Here is an 18,952-nt window from a genome sequence, read left to right as displayed (position 1 = left end):
GCTGTAAATACACCGTTTTAACGTGAACCCTCCTAGGGTGCAACGCGTGAAAAGAGAGGTAGGCCTTTTCGAGGTGCGCGATAAGGACCTAGCTGGGAGAATAGGGCGTCTCTACACACCTCACGGCGTCCTAGAGACGCCAGCACTACTACCAGTAATCGACCCGGCTAGACAGGAGCCAAGCATAGACGAGATCAAGAGCCTAGGATTCAACGCCGTGATAACCAACGCGTATCTCGCATGGAGACGGTGGAGGAACGAGGCTGTAGAGAAGGGGATACACCGGCTACTAGACTTCGACGGTATAGTGATGACTGACTCTGGCGCCTATCAGTTGATGCGTTACGGTAGTGTCGAAATAACACCGGAGGAGGTCATACGCTTCCAGCAGCGCATAGGAAGCGACATTGCAGTCATACTCGACGTGCCTACGGGCTCCACTGACAGTAGAGATAGAGCGGCCTGGACCGTAGAGGAGACTCTTCGCCGTGCTAGAGAGGCAATCAACCTCATAGAGGGAGACGAGAGGATATGGACCTTGCCGATACAAGGCGGACCCTACACTGATTTAGTCGAGAAGGCATCCAGAGAAGCATCGAAACTATCACGCTGGTACAAGCTCTACGCGGTAGGCTCGCCCACAGTGCTACTCGAGAGGTACTCATACGAGAAGATAATCGAGATGGTGGCAACAGCTCGATTCAACACTCCGCTCTCCCACCCACTCCACCTCTTCGGCGCAGGCCACCCCATGATAATCCCGTTTGCGGTAGCCCTAGGCGTCGACATGTTCGACTCAGCATCGTACATACTATACGCTCGCGACAACCGCTACATAACACCCTACGGCACACACCGCCTGGAGGACATGGACTACTTCCCCTGCAGTTGCCCCGTATGCGCCAAATACACGCCACAAGAGCTGCTAGAGATGCCTGCCCCGGAGCGCATAAGGCTACTAGCGCTACACAACCTCTACGTACTGCGCCAAGAGATAAACAGAGTGAAACTGGCAATTAGAGAGGGGAGGCTCTGGGAGCTTCTAGTCGAGAAGGCGCATACCCACCCATCCCTAAAGAGAGCCCTCCAAACACTCGTAAAGTACGCCGAGATGATAGAAAAGCTAGACCCGCGTCTAAAAGGCGGCGAGGTCCACGGGCTATTCCTCTACGCTATACCAGAAGAGCTCAAACGCCCCGAGGTAATCAGGCACCATAAGAGAGTGTTAGAGAGCTACAAGCCTCCATCCTCGACACTCGTGCTCTACCCCTTAGACCTAGATGCTAAACCGGCGACGAGCAGCCCGAGGCACAGGAAGCTACGCTCCAAACACCCAGGTGCACACCTAGTAGCATACGCGCCGGTCATAGGCCCGATACCCGAGGAGCTTGCAGAAACATACCCACTCTCACAGTTCGAGGCGCCCCGCACCTACCCGCTAGAGGCGCTAGAAGAGACTGTTAGCATAGTGGCACAGTTCGTAGAGAAACACGGATACAAGAACGTAACGATATACGTGGCCGAAGAGGAGTGGACAAGGCTCATCGCTGAAAGGCTCGTAGCCCGACTGGCTGGCAGGGTCGAGAAGATAGAGACGAGGGTACTAGAAGAAGAGTAGGACGGGGTGATGCCCCGTCAAGTGTAGAGCCTGTCGCTAGCCCCGCTTGGCGCAGTAGCAGCCTCGCGCTGATGCTCGACCCTCTCTATGACCTCCTCAATCTTCCTAGCCATCTCGAGCAACTCACTCACGTCAACCTCCAGGTTTAGCAGCCTAGCAACGACCTCAACGGCCACAGCAGCTGCAGCCGGGTCCGGCCTCGCAGTCTCAGTGTAGGGTAGTATCGTGACTGCGGGGAACCGGTGAATCTCCGAGTAGAGTATGAGGAGCGCCAGGGGACCCACCACGAACAAGTCCTTGTCTATCGTTGGCTCGCTAAACTCGCCCTGATAGCCGCCAGAAGCGAGCCAGCGGAACCTCTCCTCACCCCTACGAAACCTCGCGTCAAACCCGCCGATGAATACGCCCCTCGACACGCCCATCTTCTTAGCAAAGAGGACTACGGCCTCTGCGTACGCATCCCTCTCCCTCTCAACGGGTACATCGTGGTTGACGAGCACCAATAGCCTCCTCTCGACAGACCCGTATATCTCGAAAGGCGCGACTATCCCCCCGTCGGCACCCCGCGTCACAAACTCTGGCATATACCTGGTGACGATGTATCCCAGTCTCTGTAGTCTAAGCTTCTCCACAAGATGCGTGGTAGTGATGTACCCGACAGCCCCGAACCCCCTGAAACCAGTTATCAACACCCCGTCTCTAGCGGCCTCGCTCAACGCACCCGGGTCGATAGCGTATACCCTAACCCGGCGATGAGCAAACACGAGCTCAGCCATACACTACCGCACCTTCTTCCGAAGCCTAACAGCCTCCCCCCTCACCCCAGACTTTATCTCTAAAGGCGAGAGCCTCAACCTACCAACACCAACAAGAGAGTCACCCAAATCAACAACGATAACCTCGTCACCAGCCCTAAGCTCCTCGTCAACATCCAGAATGGCCTCCGTGGGAACGGACTTGTGAGGCACGCGAGAAGGGTCAACCACGACACGTAGCCTAGGCCTAGGGAAGCACGACAACAGCCGCTTTGCACCCTCGATACTCAAAGAGAAGAAGTAGTCACTCGCACGCAGCGTAGCAAGAAGTACACCCTCACCCCCATACACCTCGCGTATACGCAGCGTGTTAGGCGACACACCGACAATAGCATCGTCCGGAACCAGGCACTCACCAGCACCAAGACCAAACTGGTAATCCGCAATAGCCCGCAGCCTGACAATCTCCCAGCGCGACGCCCTCCTAAGCTTCAAGGGAAGGCCCCCACGCTAGACACCACAACCCAGCAGGTAGAAAGCAGACAGCCTCAGGAGCAACACACTCTTTGCGTCCATCCCAAAGGCAGGGATCCTAACAGAGGTGAGATGGGGACAGGGTGCAGGACAGTATCAAGTGTGAGGGATGCCGGGAGCCCAGCGGTGGTGCGGCGGCCGGGATTTGAACCCGGGACCACCGGCTTGGGAGGCCGGCGTCCTAGTCCAGGCTAGACGACCGCCGCGCGCTCTCCACGTGACGAGAGTCAACTAGGGGCTATTTGGGTTTACCTGGTGTAGCTAGCAACTAACCTCTCCCTCCCACAGCCTCCTCCTCAACGCTTCAAGAGGCTCCAGGGGTACACCCATAAACTCGGCAGCGGTGACAACCCTAACTCCACGCGTCCCCGCAAGGCTATACACCTCGCCAAGCTTCTCCCTAAAGCTGGCATCCCGCAACGTGTGGTGGTCTAGCACCAGTGTCGAGCCTCTCGGCAGCCTCGAGACAAGCTCCAGGAGCAGTGATGTTGACGCCCTGACCTCCTCTTCGGGCACCTTCACGCCCTCCATGTACGTCGGAGGCCCCGACATGATAACGACGTCGGGCCTCGTCGAGATTATCCACTCGAGAGCCTCCCGGCTCCCAGGACCCTGCACGTCAGACGCGAAGACCAGCCTCACGCCATCAGCCTCCACGAGCACCATCACCACGTAACCTAGCGGCGTACCAGGCCTCCCATGTGGCACCGGCGGCGAGAACACAAGCCTCACATCCTCAACCTCAAAGCTACCCCCATCCGCGTACGCGACACGCGCCAGCTCAGCCACACCCTGCTTCCTCAGGAAGCGGTGCGCCCGAAGCCTCTGACTAACATTGATACTCGACTCCGGGTGCTTAACGAGGAGCAGCAGGCCGCGATAGTACTCCTCCTCCCCAGAGCGGTAGAGGTAATGGTCGTAATGGTAGTGTGTTATCACAGCCGCGTGTACATCCCGCAGCACACTCCTTATCCTCGAGAGTGCCTCCTCGAGCCTAGCCTCCTCGCACGGGTGGGGCGGCAGCCCATAACGCCTAGGTGCAAAACTCGCGCCAGGATCGATGAACACCCGGGTACCAGCAGCGCTCTCCACGAGAGTCGCCAGGCTACGAACACCCATGCTATCCGCGGCAATGATCGATATCCTCACTGGGCCCGCCGTCCCCTCCCAGAGAGGCAACCGGGGCTTAGATTAGGGTGCGGCGGGCTCGGCACAACGGGGCGTGATGACAAGAGGGTCTCCTAGACCGGCCGGCGCGCCGGGCTGAGGAGAGCCGGAAAAGCTGACCCCCTCAACCAAGACACTAAGCTACGACGCTCGGGTGTGGTGCGAGGAGCCCCGCACCACCACGCTGCCCAAGGTGCCCGGCGAGTATGATCCTCTCACCCTCAGCCACTAACCCGGTCGGGCCAAGGGCGAGGCACGGCCTCATTACCGCCCTGGGAGGCCCCCGAACCAGGGAAGACGCGTGGCGAGCATAGTGGATACACTCGTGGTCTTCTATCACCCGGCGCGCCCCGGCCTCCACAAGCGCCTCCGCGCCGAGTACCGCCACCCACCCGCCTATGTCGAGGCGAGCCACCCGGCGGCAGCACTCCTCGACGGCGAGCAGCACGGCTGGAGCGTAGCGGCGCTCGCAATCACCCCTATCACCGAGACCGTCTACTACTGGGAGGAGACGCTCAAGGAGGCCAACGATGCCAAGACGCTCTACAACCTAGCCCCCAGCGCCTACGCGAAACGCCTCGACCTCTACATACCACCCCGCCTCGCCAAGACAGTCGAGGTGGCCACAGTCCCCACCCCCGGCGAGAATGCAGGCTGGCGCTTCCAGGCGACACCCGCCCACACGCTCCTACACACACTCCTCCACATCATCGACTGGTCGGTCCAACAGCCACTCCGCAAGACCGGCCCTGTAAGGCTCTACGCGGAGGTCAGCCTAGCGCCGCCACACGTAGCCAAGGTTATCGGCGAAGCCACTAGGCTAACAGCCATGCTCCTAGCCGCCGCCAGGAACCAGCCCGTCGAACACGCGGTCTATACGGCGCCGCAGCCGCCGAGCCACACGCGCAGACCACCACTCATAGACCTCCAGGAGCTAGAACGCCGCGTCTACAACCCCGTCGAGGCGCTGCGCAGCGCCACACTAGAAGCCCTAGCCGAGACGCCACACGGCCATCCGCTCGCACCGAGAGGCCCCAAAGCCAGGCCGCCACGCGAGCTCCAAAGGAGGCTACAGAGGCTCGCAGAGAAAGCCAGAAGCATAGCAGCGGTAGTAGCAGCCGCCCTCCCCCACGCAGCACTAGCACTAGCATGCACCGAGCAGAACCCCCTCAACACACTACACCGCATACTCGCCGAGGCCGTCGAGGCGGACCTCGAGAACACGACACTACAAAAGTACAGGGAGGGCGGCGTAGTGGCGCACCACCTCGAGCCAAACCCAACCCACTTGAAACTCGCGATGCACGCCATGATAACCTCGGCGGCGCTAGCACGGCAATGCAGCCTGGTGCGAGAAGGCATAGACCCCGAGGAGCTGCCCCGCCTCGCAGCCCAGCTGCCAACCCCCGCGGCGGAAACAACAGCCAGCGCCATACAGAGGCTCCTAGCCGAGAAACCCTGGCAGACAACAGACCCGAAGAAAACACCCTGCAACGACAACAACATACACGAGGCGATCACGCTGCTCCTGCTACACCCCGCGACAATCGAGGAGAGGAACGGCAAGCTACACCCGAAGACAGAGTGTATACGGGCAGCAGCCAAGCAACTAGCCAAACCATAAACCCCCAACCACGAGGCACAGAAACACCACCGGAGCCCCCGGGTCCCCCCCGGCTTCCCGGCGGCGGCGCAGCCCCAACACGGGGCCAAGCCCCGGAGGATGAGGAGGCTAGCCTCCAGCCGGGGGGACACCACGACACACTCGCCTCCTCCCATATCCTCCTTCTATACGATCCACACTCGCGCGCCGCGACACGGTTCTCGGCTCCACGCCCCGACCCGGCACGGCAGGCGCGAGTAGCACGGCACGCCATCATCTCGCCCGGGGGGCACGCAGCCAGAGGATCGCGCGAGAGTAGCAAGGCGGCCAGACAGAGAGTATAGAGTGCATAGGGAAGGGTGGTTAATCGAAAGACGCCTCGTCACCCCGCATAGCGGCAGCCCCGAGTGGCCGCCCTATACACTCCAATCCTCCACCCTCCTCCTTCCCCGCCACCAACCCAAGCCGCTCAACGTAACACCTGAGGCTCCTGAGAACCTCCACACCTAGACACCCAATCTCAAGATAGTCTCAGGTATCACCCGCCATATAACGTAATACTTATTAACCCCAGGCGGACTGGAGGGAGGAACACGGACGCGCCCGCCCCGGGGGAGAGCCCCCGGGGCGGGGCGGGGAGTCGCGCTAACACCGAGACACATGGGGGCGGACCAACCCCCCGGGGACTACCCGGGGGACGGTCCGCCCCGACGGGGGTCCCGGCCGGCCCGGCCCCCGGGCCGGCCAAACCCGTGTGGCCCGGGGGCACCCCGCCCGTTAAAACGCGGCCCCGCCTTGCGGCCGCGACTCCGGTTGATCCTGCCGGACCCGACCGCTATCGGGGTGGGACTAAGCCATGGGAGTCGTGGGCCCCCGGGTACGCGGGGGCCCGGCGGACGGCTGAGTAACACGTGGCCAACCTACCCTCGGGACGGGGATAACCCCGGGAAACTGGGGCTAATCCCCGATAGGCGAGGGGGCCTGGAACGGGTCCCTCGCCGAAAGGGTGCGGGGGGCATCCTCCCCCGCGCCGCCCGAGGATGGGGCTGCGGCCCATCAGGTAGTTGGCGGGGTAACGGCCCGCCAAGCCGACGACGGGTAGGGGCCGTGGGAGCGGGAGCCCCCAGATGGGCACTGAGACAAGGGCCCAGGCCCTACGGGGCGCACCAGGCGCGAAACCTCCGCAATGCGGGCAACCGTGACGGGGTCACCCCGAGTGCCCCCTTGCGGGGGCTGTTCCCCGCTGTAGAAAGGCGGGGGAGTAAGCGGGGGGCAAGTCTGGTGTCAGCCGCCGCGGTAATACCAGCCCCGCGAGCGGTCGGGACGATTATTGGGCCTAAAGCGCCCGTAGCCGGCCCGGCAAGTCCCCCCCTAAAGCCCCGGGCTCAACCCGGGGAGTGGGGGGGATACTGCCGGGCTAGGGGGCGGGAGAGGCCGAGGGTACTCCCGGGGTAGGGGCGAAATCCTATAATCCCGGGAGGACCACCAGTGGCGAAGGCGCTCGGCTGGAACGCGCCCGACGGTGAGGGGCGCAAGCCGGGGGAGCAAACCGGATTAGATACCCGGGTAGTCCCGGCTGTAAACGATGCGGGCTAGGTGTTGGGCGGGCTTTGAGCCCGCCCAGTGCCGCAGGGAAGCCGTTAAGCCCGCCGCCTGGGGAGTACGGCCGCAAGGCTGAAACTTAAAGGAATTGGCGGGGGAGCACCACAAGGGGTGGAGCCTGCGGCTTAATTGGAGTCAACGCCGGGAACCTTACCGGGGGCGACAGCAGGATGACGGCCAGGCTGACGACCTTGCCCGACGCGCTGAGAGGAGGTGCATGGCCGTCGCCAGCTCGTGCCGTGAGGTGTCCGGTTAAGTCCGGCAACGAGCGAGACCCCCACCCCTAGTTGCTACCCCGGGGGCCACCCCGGGGGCACACTAGGGGGACTGCCGCCGTCCAAGGCGGAGGAAGGAGGGGGCCACGGCAGGTCAGCATGCCCCGAATCCCCCGGGCTGCACGCGGGCTACAATGGCGGGGACAGCGGGACCCGACCCCGAAAGGGGGAGGCAATCCCTTAAACCCCGCCGCAGTTGGGATCGAGGGCTGCAACTCGCCCTCGTGAACGAGGAATCCCTAGTAACCGCGCGTTAGCATCGCGCGGTGAATACGTCCCTGCTCCTTGCACACACCGCCCGTCGCTCCACCCGAGCGGGGGAGGGGCGAGGCCCGGCCCCCCGGGGGTAAGCCCCGGGATGGGCCGGTGAAGCTCGAGACGAGGAGAGTGGATGGCTCCCCGGGGACCCAGTCCCCCGGGGGGTCGGGCCGAGCCCCTCCCCCCGCGAGGGGGGAGAAGTCGTAACAAGGTAGCCGTAGGGGAACCTGCGGCTGGATCACCTCCTGGGCTGCATCGGGGCCGCCGGGCGGGGTGTCCCCGGGCCGCACGGGGGCTCTAGGCTCGGGGGCCGGGCCGGCCGGGACCCCCTCTCACATGCACCCTGGGGGCCGAGAAGGCCCCTGGGGGAAGGCCTAGGGGGCGCTAAGCCCCCGATGAGGCCCTGGTGGGCCTGGGTCGCCCGCCTCGGGGCGGCCTGACCGGGCCCGTGGACCCCGCCCCTGGGTGGGCCCTGCGGCACGTACGCCGCCCGGTGGATGGCTCGGCTCGGGCGCCGACGAAGGGCGCGGCAAGCGGCGAAATGCCCGGGGTAGGCGCAGGCAGCCGTGGAACCCGGGATCCCCGAATGGGACCTCCCGCCCGGGGCGAATAGCCCCGGGCGCTCGGGAAACCGCGGGGGTTACCCCGCGGGAGTACCGAGTGGGAACCCCCCGAACGGAAACATCTTAGTAGGGGGAGGAAAAGAAACCAACAGGGATCCCCCGAGTAGGGGCGACCGAAAGGGGGAGAGCCCAAACCAAATCCCCGCGGGACAACCGCGGGGAGATGTGGGGTTGTTGCCGCGGCGGCGGCCCCGGGTTCTCCCGGGGCACCGGGCCGACCCCGGGTAGCCGAAGTGGGCTGGAAAGCCCCGCCGTAGAGGGTGATAGCCCCGTAGGCTAAACCCGGGGGGCCCGGGCCGCCGCGGAGAGTACCACGGCTTGGTTTTGCCGTGGGAAGCTGGGAGGCACCGACTTCCAAGGCTAAATACGTCCCGAGACCGATAGCGAACTAGTACCGTGAGGGAACGCTGAAAAGTACCCCGGAAGGGGGGTGAAAAGAGCCTGAAACCGGGCGGCTACATACGGGGCGGCCCGAAAGGGAGGAGGCCCCCCGAAGGAAACCGGCGCGAGCCGGGAGTACGAGGGGGGCCGACCGGGGTCGCCCCGTCCGTCTTGAAACACGGGCCGGGGAGTTCACGGCCGTGGCGAGCCTAAGGGGGTTATCCCCGAAGGCGTAGGGAAACCGACAGGCCCGCAGCCGGGGGTTCACCCCGGCGAGGGGCGGGGTCCGAACAGGGCCCGGAGTCACGGCCGTGAGACCCGAAACCGGGCGATCTAGGCGGGGGCAGGGTGAAGCCGGGCGAAAGCCCGGTGGAGGCCCGAAGGGGTTCTGACGTGCAATTCGTTCCCCTGACCCCCGTCTAGGGGCAAAAGACCAATCGAGCCCGGTGATAGCTGGTTCCCGCCGAAGTGGGTCGCAGCCCAGCCCCGCCGGAGGCCGGGCCGCGGGGTAGAGCACTGATTGGGGGTGCAGGGGGCGTTATGCCCCCGGCCCCCTATCAAACTCCGAACCCGCGGCCGCCGTAGATGGCGGGAGTGGGGCTCCCCGGGGTAAGCCCGGGGGCCGAGAGGGGAACAACCCAGACCGGGGTTAAGGCCCCCAAGTGCCGGCTAAGTGCCAAGCGAAAGGGCGTCCTCGGCCTCAGACAGCGGGGAGGTGGGCCTAACAGCAGCCATCCTCTAAGGAGTGCGTAACAGCTCACCCGCCGAGGCCGAGGGCCCCGAAAATTGGTCGGGGCTTAAGCCGGCCGCCGAAACCCCGGGGGCGGGCCGCTACGCGGCCCGCATCCGGTAGGCGGGCGTCGGGGCGGCTCAGAAGCCGGGCCGTGAGGTCCGGTGGAGCCGCCCCGAGTGCGGATCCCGGCGGTAGTAACAGCGAAGAGGGGTGAGAATCCCCTCCGCCGGAAAGGGCCAGGGTTCCTCGGCAACGGTCGTCGGCCGAGGGTGAGCCGGCCCTAACCGGGGCCGTAACTCGGACCCCGGGAAGGGGAAACGGGTTAATATTCCCGTGCCGCGGGGGTAGGATTGCGGCAACGCAAGCCCCGCCCCCGACGCCTCCGGGTAGGCCGACCGGGGGCGGCCGGATGGCCGCGACCCGGCTAACCGCCGAAGGCCCTGGAGTGCCGTAATGGCGAGAAGGGGCCGAAGGCGGGAATGGGGGGCCGTTAGGCCCCTTCGGCCGATCCCGGGGGCCCTTGAAAAGGGGGCGGGGAAATCCGATCCCCCGCGCCCGTACCGAGAACCGACACAGGTGCCCCTGGGTGAGAAGCCCCAGGCGTCTGGGGGCTAACCCGGGCCAGGGAACTCGGCAAATTGGCCCCGTAACTTCGGGAGAAGGGGTGCCCGCGGTCCTGGGGGCTGTACCCCTGGGACCGCGGGTCGCAGTGCCTAGGGGGGCCTGACTGTTTAATAAAAACATAGGTCCCCGCAAGCCCGAAAGGGTGTGTACGGGGGCCGAATCCTGGCCACTGGCGGTCCGTGAAACCGGGGTTCAACCCGGCGAAGCGCCGCTGAAGGCCGGGAGTAACTCTGACTCTCTTAAGGTAGCCAAATGCCTTGCCGGGTAAGTTCCGGCGCGCATGAATGGATCAACGAGGTCCCCACTGTCCTGGCCCGGGGCCCCGTGAACCCCCGGAGCCGGTGCACAGTCCGGCAACCCCCCGCAGGGAGAGAAGACCCCGTGGAGCTTCACCGCAGCCTGGGGTTGCCTCGGGGGCGCGGGTGCATAGCGTAGGTGGGACCCGATGAGCCGCCCCCTCCGGGGGGCGGGGAGGGGCCAATGGAACACCACCCACCCGCGCCCCCGGGGCTTACCCGGGGGGAGAACCCCCGGGGACAGCCCCAGGTGGGCGGTTTGGCTGGGGCGGCACGCCCGCGAAAAGGTAACACGGGCGCCCAAAGGTCGGCTCAGGCGGGTCAGAGCTCCGCCGTAGAGTGCAAGGGCAAAAGCCGGCCTGACCGGACCCCTAAAAGCAGGGGGTCCGGCCGGGAAACCGCGGCCTAGCGAACGCTCGTGCCCCCCTCGGTGGGGGCCGGGCATGACAGAAAAGCTACCCCGGGGATAACAGAGTCGTCGCGGGCGAGAGCCCACATCGACCCCGCGGTTTGCTACCTCGATGTCGGCTCTTCCCATCCTGGGGGTGCAGCAGCCCCCAAGGGTGGGGCTGCCCGCCCATTAAAGGGGAACGTGAGCTGGGTTTAGACCGTCGTGAGACAGGTCGGACTCTACCCGCGGGGGGTGTGGGCCGCCTGAGGGGAAGGTGCCCTCAGTACGAGAGGAACGGGGCGCCGCGGCCTCTAGTGTACCGGTTGTCCGGCAGGGCAGCGCCGGGCAGCCACGCCGTAGGGGGTAACCGCTGAAAGCATCTAAGCGGGAACCCCTCCCCGAAAAGAGGCGGCCGCCAGCGGGGGTTTCCCCGCTGGCCCGGGCTCCCGTAGAAGACGGGGTTGATGGGGCGGGGGTGTAAGCCCCGAGGGGGCGTAGGCCCCCGAGGGGTTCAGCCCGCCGCTCCCAATCGCCCGGATGCCGCAAGGGCTTCTCACCCAGGGGCGGGCCACGTGGGTCTATGACAGCGTGGCCCGCCGGGGTCCACGGGCCCGGGGCTAAAGCCTCGAGGCGGGTGGCCCAGGTCCACCAGGGCCGAGGGACCAGAGCCGGATCCTCGTTCTTCGTCTGAGTTCTTCGTCTGACATCGTAGCTGTCCTCCTCGTCTTTATTGCGTCGTGTTGTCTCTCCACCCTTCCTGTTCTAGGGATGTTTCGGTCGTTTTCGTCCGGCTACAATGTTGCTAGTGGTTTGGTTTCCAAGCAGGTTGTCGGAGGTGCTCTGGAGCTGAGGGTCTCACTCTCTTTAGACTCCTTTTCGTGTGCTTATTGCCGCGTAGTTGACGCTGGCTGTAGTATTGTGATCGGGTTCAGGTAGACTCCTGTAACACGAGTCTTAGCCAGTTTTCTTGCTTTTTTTTTTTTGTCGCGTTGTTGTGGTATGTGGGGGTTGTGTGGTTGCCTGATTCTGGTTTGCTTGTGGCGAGTTTGTGTGGATAGTTGATGCGTGTAATGGTTGGTGCGGATATGGTAGGGTACTCTGCTTTTACTAGTAGTGCTTACCCGTATGTATCTCTGGGTGGTTGTGGGTTTTGGGTAGGAGTGTTAGGCTGCGTGTTGTGGAGGCGCAGTCGAGGGATCCGGGGAAGAAGGTTGCTAGGATAGATGCGCGTGTTATGAGAGAGCTTGGTGTAGACGCGGGTGATGTTGTCGAGCTTGTGGGTGCTGGGGGGTTTGTGACTACCCTGGTGTGGCCCCTGGAGCCGGGTGAGGAGGATAGCGGGATTGTCAGGATTGATAGGTTCTTGCGTGAGGCTCTGGGTGTGCGTGTGGGCAATGAGGTTGAGGTTAGGCGTGTTGAGGCTGAACGCGCTACCCGGGTTGTGCTAGCGCCTGTAGGTAGGAGGGTTTCTCGAGGGTTTATCGAGAGGGTTAGAAGGTTCCTAGTTGGCAAGCCTGTGGCTCGTGGCGAGACTGTGGTGGTTACCGGCTTTGTGCCCCCATTGAGGCTGTATGTGATGGAGGCTGAGCCGGGGCGTGTCGTGCTCGTCGGTGAGGATACTAGTGTGGAGCTCTTAGAGGAGCCTATCGTTGAGCGTCTTGTTGCCGTGTCTTTGGGTGTTGGTGTGCCCCCGGGGCTGGGGGACGAGTTGAAGAGAGTGTTGAAGGGTGGGCGTGTCGCTCTAGGTGACGTTGTGCGTCTGGAGCGTGGCGAGGCTGAGGTCTCGCTGGTAGTGGCTCGTTTGGAGCCAAGGGACTCGGCTTACGTTGTCGAGAAGACGCGTGTGGATATACTGGCTCCGGAGGGGCTCGTCTCTCTACTCGCACGGTCTGGCATGTTAGCCGCTGCTCTCGAGAGGCTGGAGGGTGGCGAGAAGCTGACGCCGGAGGATCTGGACGTGCTTAACCTCTACATCAGTGCTGGTCTGGCGAAGCTACTCGAGAGGCTAGTGCGAAGCACGCGGTAGGACGAGGCAGGCTCGCGTCTACATACGCCATCAGGCAATAACAGGTACAAGCAAGATGACGGTGGTGAGGGGCTGGCCGAGGTTGGATGGCGCTTATTGTGTGGTGCCCCGCGCAGGGGGCGGTGTGGTGCCGCGGCCGGGATTTGAACCCGGGTCACGGGCTCGAGAGGCCCGCATACTTGACCGGGCTATACTACCGCGGCACCCGTGTTCGGTGTGGTCTTGCCCGCTCCGTTTTTATCCTTTTCTAGCTTTCCTTTTTAGTTCTAGTGCGAGTGTTAGTAGGCCTATCTGGCCCCAGTCGAGGGCCAGGACGTGTGTCGTGGTGTGTGTCGAGTGTGGCGTGTAGACTAGGAGTGTGTGGAGTGGGAGCGGGATCCGTATCGGTGCTTGTGAGGTGAGTAGGGGCGTCGTTGGTATCAGTAGGGCCGATGCTATGACTAGCAGTGTCCTCGTGTACGTGTTGGGCGTGTATGTCCTCGCGGCCAGCGCTAGCATGTAGAGCGTTACCAGGGCGGCTGGCAGGTTGTGCAACATCGCTACGAGTATTGCGGCTGCCAGAAGGTATGTCAGGATAGCGGCTGCTATCTGGACCGCGTCGTCTTCCATCCCGTTGCCCTAGAGTAGGCCGAGCCTGTCCGCGATTAAGGCTAGTGTGTGGGATGCCAGCGTCCAGGCTTCTAGCCTCGCGAGTGGCGTGTACCTCTTCTCGGCTACCTCTATCGTAGAGTCGCGTGGGTTGCCGTGAGGGTAGCCCGGCAGGAGGAGCACCACGGTGCTGCCGGCCTCGATGGCCTCTTGCACCTCCTCGGCTATCTCCCGGGTTCTCCTCCTCGGCGCTTCGATGCCCCAGGAGTATAGGATGGTGTGGGTTGGCTTGAGGAGGCGTACGAGTGAACGTATGGTCATGGGCCTGATCTCCATGAGGGGTGTTGGCGCGTTGGGCGGCACCCTACCCTCCTCGAAAAGCTGCTCTATGAGCCCCACGAATCTATTGTAGTTTCTCGGTATCCTCGTCTCGGGGCGCACGGTTATCACATAGTCGCCTATGGTATGTATGTAGATTTCTAGCACGCCGGCCTCGTTGAGAGGCGATGAGAGCGCCTCCAAGAGGAGTATGTGTACGACGTCCGGTCTTCCTCTCTTCTCGGCCTCGGGGAGCCTAGCCTGGCGTATAGCCTGGTGGTGTAGCGAGGAGTCTAGGAGCGTCTTGCCGGGCTGCTTCCCCCTCTTCCACGCAGCCTTATAGACTGATGGGTGGCTCCATAGCTCCTGTGGCACGAGCTCCAAGCTCGACTCGAAGAACACGAGCTTAAGGGGCCTCTCGTTGCCCTGCTTCATCGAGCGGTGTCCCCCGGGGGCTAGGGGAGGCTGTCACGCTATGTCTCGTAGGCTGCGTGAGGTGGCACACGATATCGCGTTGCAGGGGGTGAGGCTGCTCCTATTCTATGCGCGTGAGGCGGCGAGGAGGGGCGACTACGAGTATGCGAGGAGGCTTGTGGAGCACGCGTGGCGTATTGTCGAGAAGCTGGATGTGCCTACGCCTAGGAGTCTTCGTAGAGGTGTTTGTGAGCGGTGCGGGGTGCCTCTCATACCGGGTGTGACGGCGAGGTTTAGGCTGGAGCCTCGGGGGCGTAGGGGCTCGAGGTTGTCGGTGACATGCCTTATCTGTGGGTGGGTGTGGAGGCTACCCTATGGGGTATCTAAGGGTGAGGGTGGACCTCAAGAGGCTGAAGGAGATCGTGCAGCAGGGGCCGGCGGACGTGATCATCGGGAAGAACGGGCTGAGTGAGGGTGTGATACGCGAGATTGATAGGAGGTTGAAGGAGAAGGGCGTCATCAAGGTGAAGGCTCTCCGCTCGGCTATCGCGGTTACGGGTCTCGACCGTAAGACCCTGGCCAGGAGGGTTGCGGAGCTGGTGAATGCGCGGCTATTGGACGTTAGGGGCAGGACCTTCGTCCTCTTCCGCTACGAGGATTACGTGAGGGCTCACGGTGGTGGCGAGACGCCTAATAGCGGGTATAAGGCGAGGGGCGTTTCTGGCGGCGAGAGGGCTGGTAGGAGATGGTCACAGCGCTTGAGGTACCCGCGGACCTCTTGATCAAGAGGGTGGCTGAGGAGCTGAAGAAGTACCCCCAGATCAGGCCACCAGTATGGGCGTACTACGTTAAGACTGGTGTGCACAAGGAGCTGCCGCCTCAGGACCCCGACTGGTGGTACTACAGGGCGGCCTCCATTCTAAGGAAGCTCTACAAGCGCGGCAGGCCGGTAGGCGTCGAGAGGCTCCGCACGGCCTATGGTGGCAGGCAGAACCGTGGCGTAGCCCCCGAGCACTTCAGGAAAGGCTCCGGCTCCATCATAAGGAAGATACTGCAGCAGCTCGAGGCGGCGGGACTCGTGGTGAAAGTGCGCCGCGGCAGGACGATCATAGGCAGGACTCTATCCCCCAAGGGTAGGAGCCTGCTCGACAACATAGCCTACGAGATTATGAGGGAGCTTGCCGAGAAGAACCCCGAGCTTCAAAAGTACCTCCGCTGAGCACTGGTAGAGTCTTAGGGTGGGTGAGTTTTGACCGCCGAATATTTTGACTCTGAGCTCGAGGAGCTTCTCAGGCGTAAACAGCAGGAGTTGGCTAGGAGGCTCGAGGAGCAGAAGAGGCGTGAGGCTGAGCTCCAAGCCGAGGCTCAGAGGCAGGCCCTGCTGCGCCGCATCCTGACAAGCCGTGCGCGCGAGAGGCTCGCTAACGTGAGGCTGGTTAGGCCGGAGCTAGCCAAGGTGGTCGAGGATCAGATTATCGCTCTCGTGCAGATGGGGCGTCTGCAGCCCCCGGTAGACGAGGATGTTGTGAAGGAGCTTCTAGAGGCTGTGTACGAGCAGACGAGATACGAGCCACGTATACGAATCAAGAGGAAGTAGGTAGTAAGGGACTAGTGTCTATGTTTTCTAGGCGAGCGTGTACCCCTCTACGTCTAATCCTCGTGCCCAGTCCCGATCTAACCCTGCCTTGCGGTGACTAATGGTTACTCGCAGCGGCCTAATATTTTAAATAGTCTTCCTTTCAAACTCGTGTTTCATATCCGTTTTTGTGCTTTTATGTGATAGGCGAAATCGTGAGGGTAAATAATGAATAACTAGATAGTATTTACTATAAACTGAGGTGATAAATTGTGGCTGTGGTGCAGGTGGATGAAGATCTGAGAAAGAAGCTGGATGGCGTGGTTCTCAACGAGAGCATTATGATAGCGCGTGACGTCATAGTTGACCTGTATACGGCGTTTGAAAAATTCATGAGGTTTGCGGGTCCGGTGCTATACAATGCTGCCAAGAAGGCTGGTAGGCTCATGGCGCAAAGGCTTATGGAGAGGGGCGTGATAGACGAGTCAAATGCTCTTGATGCGCTCCTCTGGAGCTTTGTCAGGGCCGGGTATGCGAGTGAGGTTAAGGTCCTTGAGGATAAGGTTGAGAAGAACAAGCGCGTGATCAGGATAGGGATGAAGGGGACGCTGCTAGGTGCTAAGATACAGAGAAAGAAGCCGGTAGATGCGCCTCTTGCGGGTTTCGCGGCAGGGTGGCTTGAGGCTGTGTGGGGCAAGAAGGTGGATGCCAAGGAGGTAGCGTGCCTCGCTAAGGGCGACGATATGTGTGTGTTTGAGATCGTCGTCAAGTAGCGCTCTGTCGCCGTGTTAGCCTACCGCGTGTTTCCCCGTCCAGGCGAGCAGGAGGAGCGCGACCGTTTTTGCGTCTCTTATCTCTCCGTTAACTACCATCTCTACGGCTTTCCTAAGAGGGACGCGTATCACCTCTATCAGCTCGTCCTCCTCGGGGTGTGCCTTGCCCTCCTTCAACCCCTCCGCGATGTACAAGTGTATGGCCTCAGTGCTTGTGCCCGGCGTTGGGTAGATTTCGCCGACCTTGTACAACCTCTCTGCCGTGTATCCCGTCTCCTCCTCTAGCTCCCTCCTGGCTGTCTCGTCGGGCGTCTCGCCCGGCTCCATGGTGCCGGCTGGCACCTCGATGAGCCAGCACTGGCAGCCGGGTCTCCACTGGCGCAGGAGCACGACAGTGTCCCCGTCGAGGAACGGTAGTATTGCGACTGCGCCCGGGTGTGTTAGCACCTCGCGCTCGAAGCGCCTACCATCCACCTCTATAGTCAACGCCTTCAGGGAGTACCTGATACCTTTGCAGGTGGTTCGCTCGCCCAGAACCTTAACCTCCACGTCTACCCCTAGTGTCGGCGCTGGTGGGTAGACGTGGAGGTTAAAGACTGCGAGAGTCTTGCAAAACGATTCGAGGATATCCTCGAGAGGAGGATTGTGGTGGGTGAGGGGTTCGCAGAGAAAATGAACAGTATGCTTACGCGTCTCGAGGAGGTGCTGAGGGAGGCCAACGAGGAGCATGTGTTGATGCCCGTTGTTGGTGTTGTCGCTGCGCGTGCGGCCGCGCTGGTGTACCTTACGCTGCGCCGCGTCGGTAGTAGTGAGGAGGAGGCGCTTAGGGAGGCCAAGGTGCAGTTGTGCGCTGCTGCCCGGATGGCTGAGAAGCTGCTTGAGACAATGGTGCGTGAGGGGCTCCTAGAGCCTAGGGGCGGAGGTGAAGGCGGCGCTGCCAGTAGCGAGCGTCGGTGACCTCCCCGGTGCAGGTGTCTAGCCAGGCTGCTACACCGTGAGAGTCTACCACTGCAGCGTTGCATGGATCCGCGTCGCTGCAGTGTAGTGTGCCTGGTGGATTCTCCCATTCCTTGCCGCACGGCTTGAGGCTCGGGTAGACGCGCAGGCGTATCGACCAGGCGTCGGCCTCGTAGTTTGGCATTATGTCTGGGTTCGTCGCCAAAGCGTATGGTATGGCGTCGAGCCTCTTGTCAATGATGGTCCGTGACTCGGGGTCTATAGCCGCTATTGTTACGTAGTCTGTCGGCTTGCCTAGGGCCACGGGGATCCTATCCTCGAAGGGATCGTAGAGGATGAACACCATGTAGACGTCTTTCCCGTGCCTAGTCTCCACGTGGATGAGTCCAGGTGCCTGGTACCTGGCATAGACGGGCATGCCTAGCTTTACACACTCGCGTATAAGCTGCTCGACTATCCTAGTGGCCTCGTCCAGCAGGGTCGGGTCGTGAATGTGGCCGGGTAGGGCAGGTCTCAAGGACAAGCACACTCCTTCCGGAGGATTTGTTCGCTGCAACCCCCTATAAGAGAGGCTCTGGTGCCCGTCTCTCGCAGTATGCGGAGGACCTCCTCCACACCCCTCTGTATACTCATACAGCCTTCATGAGATATGCCTCCTCCCAGCTCTATGCGGTGGATGCGGAGCCCGACGAAGAACATTCTTCCTTCCAGTGTGCCGCTGGCATGGGCGATTAACGCTAGGTTCACGGGGTTGGCCTCGTGGGAGGAAGCTTCTGTCAGGGACTCTGCAAGCTCGTTAAGACTAAGCTTCCTGGGGTCTATCTCGTACGTTACTATCCTTGCACCCGAGGGCATAGTGGCGGGATCCACAGCATCGACTATCACGATTGGGTCGTGCCCCTCGAAGTAGGCTACTACCCCTGGGTCTAGCGCCTGTAACGCGAGAACATCTATAGAGTCGCGTGGCTCCAGACACTCCTCTAGTATACGCGCGACGCAGTAGCCTACAGCGTCATCGGCGAACATGGGGTTGCCCGCGCCTATTACGAGTGGTTTCCTCAGCTCCGACACCCCTCTCGCGGCTTGATGCCAGCGCCCGGATTAGTGGAGAGTCTCGCTCGAGACCCATGCTTGTGAGTATGTCTTCAAGCATCTCCTCTAGGCTCGGCTCGCGGTGGCGAATCGCGTAGAGGTTCTCGAGAAGCATGCGCTCCGGTGATATGGGTTCTAGTGCTCGTCTTAGCTCCTCGTTTATACTCTCGGTTAGCTCGTGTGCAAGGGATGCGAGCTTCTGTGCGCCGTGGATGAGCGCCGAGAATCGTTTACGCTCTGGTTTTAGCACGAATACTACCCGTGGAACTATTACGAATGTAGACTAAAAGTTTTGCTTTATGTTGAACGGGGGGCGACATTAACGGGATGTAAGACGCTCCTCGTTTC

20 protein-coding genes, 2 tRNA genes and 2 rRNA genes are annotated in these 18,952 nt (G+C 62.0%); 11 read left to right on the top strand and 13 right to left on the bottom strand.

Translation table 11 applies throughout. From position 1 onward, the window contains the following. Positions 1-46: 46 nt before the first annotated feature. Complete coding sequence (gene tgtA, locus PYRFU_RS00525) at positions 47-1,618, top strand: tRNA guanosine(15) transglycosylase TgtA (protein ID WP_014025647.1); 1,572 nt, start codon at positions 47-49, stop codon at positions 1,616-1,618. A 17-nt stretch (positions 1,619-1,635) separates the two neighbouring features. Here the strand turns inward: tgtA and PYRFU_RS00520 are convergent, their stop codons facing one another. The 5 genes from PYRFU_RS00520 to PYRFU_RS10650 form a co-directional block, all read right to left on the bottom strand. Beyond that, positions 1,636-2,394 carry a proteasome assembly chaperone family protein gene (locus PYRFU_RS00520; protein WP_014025646.1) on the bottom strand — a complete coding sequence of 253 codons (759 nt, stop codon included), beginning with the start codon at positions 2,392-2,394 and terminating at the stop codon, positions 1,636-1,638. Positions 2,395-2,397: 3 nt separating this feature from the next. Continuing rightward, positions 2,398-2,868, bottom strand: coding sequence for a PUA domain-containing protein (locus PYRFU_RS00515; RefSeq protein WP_014025645.1), 471 nt, complete (start codon positions 2,866-2,868; stop codon positions 2,398-2,400). 166 nt (positions 2,869-3,034) lie between these two features. Beyond that, a tRNA-Gly gene (locus tag PYRFU_RS00510) sits at positions 3,035-3,113 on the bottom strand. A gap of 55 nt (positions 3,114-3,168) precedes the next feature. Then, entirely contained in the window at positions 3,169-4,056 is an 888-nt protein-coding gene (locus PYRFU_RS00505; protein WP_014025644.1) for an MBL fold metallo-hydrolase, read from the bottom strand. 154 nt (positions 4,057-4,210) lie between these two features. Then, positions 4,211-4,339, bottom strand: a complete 129-nt coding sequence (locus PYRFU_RS10650) for a hypothetical protein (protein ID WP_280097280.1) — start codon at positions 4,337-4,339, stop codon at positions 4,211-4,213. A 36-nt stretch (positions 4,340-4,375) separates the two neighbouring features. Here PYRFU_RS10650 and PYRFU_RS00500 point away from each other — a divergent pair, with 36 nt between their 5' ends. Then, positions 4,376-5,698 carry a hypothetical protein gene (locus PYRFU_RS00500; protein WP_048191241.1) on the top strand — a complete coding sequence of 441 codons (1,323 nt, stop codon included), beginning with the start codon at positions 4,376-4,378 and terminating at the stop codon, positions 5,696-5,698. Positions 5,699-6,040: 342 nt separating this feature from the next. Here PYRFU_RS00500 and PYRFU_RS10305 read toward each other — a convergent pair whose 3' ends face one another. Then, positions 6,041-6,181: a hypothetical protein gene (locus PYRFU_RS10305; protein ID WP_167827766.1), complete on the bottom strand. Its 141-nt coding sequence runs from the start codon at positions 6,179-6,181 to the stop codon at positions 6,041-6,043. 302 nt (positions 6,182-6,483) lie between these two features. Here PYRFU_RS10305 and PYRFU_RS00495 point away from each other — a divergent pair. From PYRFU_RS00495 to PYRFU_RS00485, 3 genes are all read left to right on the top strand, one after another. Next, positions 6,484-8,059, top strand: a 16S ribosomal RNA gene (locus PYRFU_RS00495). 222 nt (positions 8,060-8,281) lie between these two features. After that, positions 8,282-11,409 (top strand): 23S ribosomal RNA (locus PYRFU_RS00490). The 16S and 23S rRNA genes sit together here, the layout of an rRNA operon. Positions 11,410-12,010: 601 nt before the next feature. Next, positions 12,011-12,886, top strand: a complete 876-nt coding sequence (locus PYRFU_RS00485; RefSeq protein ID WP_014025643.1) for a CDC48 family AAA ATPase — start codon at positions 12,011-12,013, stop codon at positions 12,884-12,886. 125 nt (positions 12,887-13,011) lie between these two features. Here PYRFU_RS00485 and PYRFU_RS00480 read toward each other — a convergent pair. The 3 genes from PYRFU_RS00480 to PYRFU_RS00470 form a co-directional block, all read right to left on the bottom strand. Further along, positions 13,012-13,089: transfer RNA gene (locus PYRFU_RS00480), tRNA-Glu, on the bottom strand. A 34-nt stretch (positions 13,090-13,123) separates the two neighbouring features. Next, a complete protein-coding gene (locus tag PYRFU_RS00475) occupies positions 13,124-13,495 on the bottom strand; it encodes a hypothetical protein (RefSeq protein WP_014025642.1) in 372 nt (123 codons plus the stop codon). A 9-nt stretch (positions 13,496-13,504) separates the two neighbouring features. Next, complete coding sequence (locus PYRFU_RS00470; RefSeq protein ID WP_014025641.1) at positions 13,505-14,227, bottom strand: 16S rRNA methyltransferase; 723 nt, start codon at positions 14,225-14,227, stop codon at positions 13,505-13,507. A 61-nt stretch (positions 14,228-14,288) separates the two neighbouring features. On the opposite strand from PYRFU_RS00470, the gene PYRFU_RS00465 reads away from it, so the two are divergent. From PYRFU_RS00465 to PYRFU_RS09795, 5 genes are all read left to right on the top strand, one after another. Next, positions 14,289-14,678 (top strand): ribonuclease P protein component 4, encoded by a 390-nt coding sequence (locus PYRFU_RS00465; protein WP_244403859.1) that lies wholly within the window; start codon positions 14,289-14,291, stop codon positions 14,676-14,678. Further along, the gene (locus tag PYRFU_RS00460; RefSeq protein ID WP_244403858.1) at positions 14,650-14,988 is read left to right on the top strand and encodes a YhbY family RNA-binding protein; all 339 of its coding nucleotides are present in this window, start codon (positions 14,650-14,652) and stop codon (positions 14,986-14,988) included. The genes PYRFU_RS00465 and PYRFU_RS00460 overlap by 29 nt, the downstream gene beginning before the upstream one ends. Beyond that, complete coding sequence (locus tag PYRFU_RS00455; RefSeq protein WP_014025638.1) at positions 14,952-15,425, top strand: 30S ribosomal protein S19e; 474 nt, start codon at positions 14,952-14,954, stop codon at positions 15,423-15,425. Before PYRFU_RS00460 ends, PYRFU_RS00455 begins: the two co-directional genes overlap by 37 nt. A 30-nt stretch (positions 15,426-15,455) precedes the next feature. Then, positions 15,456-15,803 carry a DNA-binding protein gene (locus PYRFU_RS00450; protein WP_014025637.1) on the top strand — a complete coding sequence of 116 codons (348 nt, stop codon included), beginning with the start codon at positions 15,456-15,458 and terminating at the stop codon, positions 15,801-15,803. Between the two features lie 251 nt (positions 15,804-16,054). Next, positions 16,055-16,555, top strand: coding sequence for a V4R domain-containing protein (locus tag PYRFU_RS09795; RefSeq protein WP_014025636.1), 501 nt, complete (start codon positions 16,055-16,057; stop codon positions 16,553-16,555). Positions 16,556-16,570: 15 nt separating this feature from the next. On the opposite strand, the gene PYRFU_RS00440 is transcribed toward PYRFU_RS09795, so the two are convergent. Beyond that, positions 16,571-17,104, bottom strand: coding sequence for an NUDIX hydrolase (locus PYRFU_RS00440; RefSeq protein ID WP_014025635.1), 534 nt, complete (start codon positions 17,102-17,104; stop codon positions 16,571-16,573). 33 nt (positions 17,105-17,137) lie between these two features. Here PYRFU_RS00440 and PYRFU_RS00435 point away from each other — a divergent pair, with 33 nt between their 5' ends. Next, a complete protein-coding gene (locus PYRFU_RS00435) occupies positions 17,138-17,512 on the top strand; it encodes a hypothetical protein (RefSeq protein ID WP_014025634.1) in 375 nt (124 codons plus the stop codon). On the opposite strand, the gene PYRFU_RS00430 is transcribed toward PYRFU_RS00435, so the two are convergent. Genes PYRFU_RS00430 through PYRFU_RS00420 form a run of 3 tightly spaced genes read right to left on the bottom strand, consistent with a single transcriptional unit; the run spans position 17,466 to position 18,854 of the window. Further along, a complete protein-coding gene (locus tag PYRFU_RS00430) occupies positions 17,466-18,035 on the bottom strand; it encodes a hypothetical protein (RefSeq protein ID WP_014025633.1) in 570 nt (189 codons plus the stop codon). The genes PYRFU_RS00435 and PYRFU_RS00430 overlap by 47 nt on opposite strands. Beyond that, positions 18,026-18,583 carry a hydrogenase maturation protease gene (locus PYRFU_RS09790; protein ID WP_014025632.1) on the bottom strand — a complete coding sequence of 186 codons (558 nt, stop codon included), beginning with the start codon at positions 18,581-18,583 and terminating at the stop codon, positions 18,026-18,028. The genes PYRFU_RS00430 and PYRFU_RS09790 overlap by 10 nt, the downstream gene beginning before the upstream one ends. Continuing rightward, entirely contained in the window at positions 18,525-18,854 is a 330-nt protein-coding gene (locus tag PYRFU_RS00420; protein ID WP_014025631.1) for a hypothetical protein, read from the bottom strand. The genes PYRFU_RS09790 and PYRFU_RS00420 overlap by 59 nt, the downstream gene beginning before the upstream one ends. Positions 18,855-18,952: the final 98 nt, after the last annotated feature.

The organism is Pyrolobus fumarii 1A, assembly GCF_000223395.1.
In the GTDB taxonomy this organism is placed as follows: Archaea; Thermoproteota; Thermoprotei_A; order Sulfolobales; family Pyrodictiaceae; genus Pyrolobus; species Pyrolobus fumarii.
The sequence above is the reverse complement of the archived record's forward strand: the minus strand, read 5'-3'. Positions and strand labels throughout refer to the sequence as shown.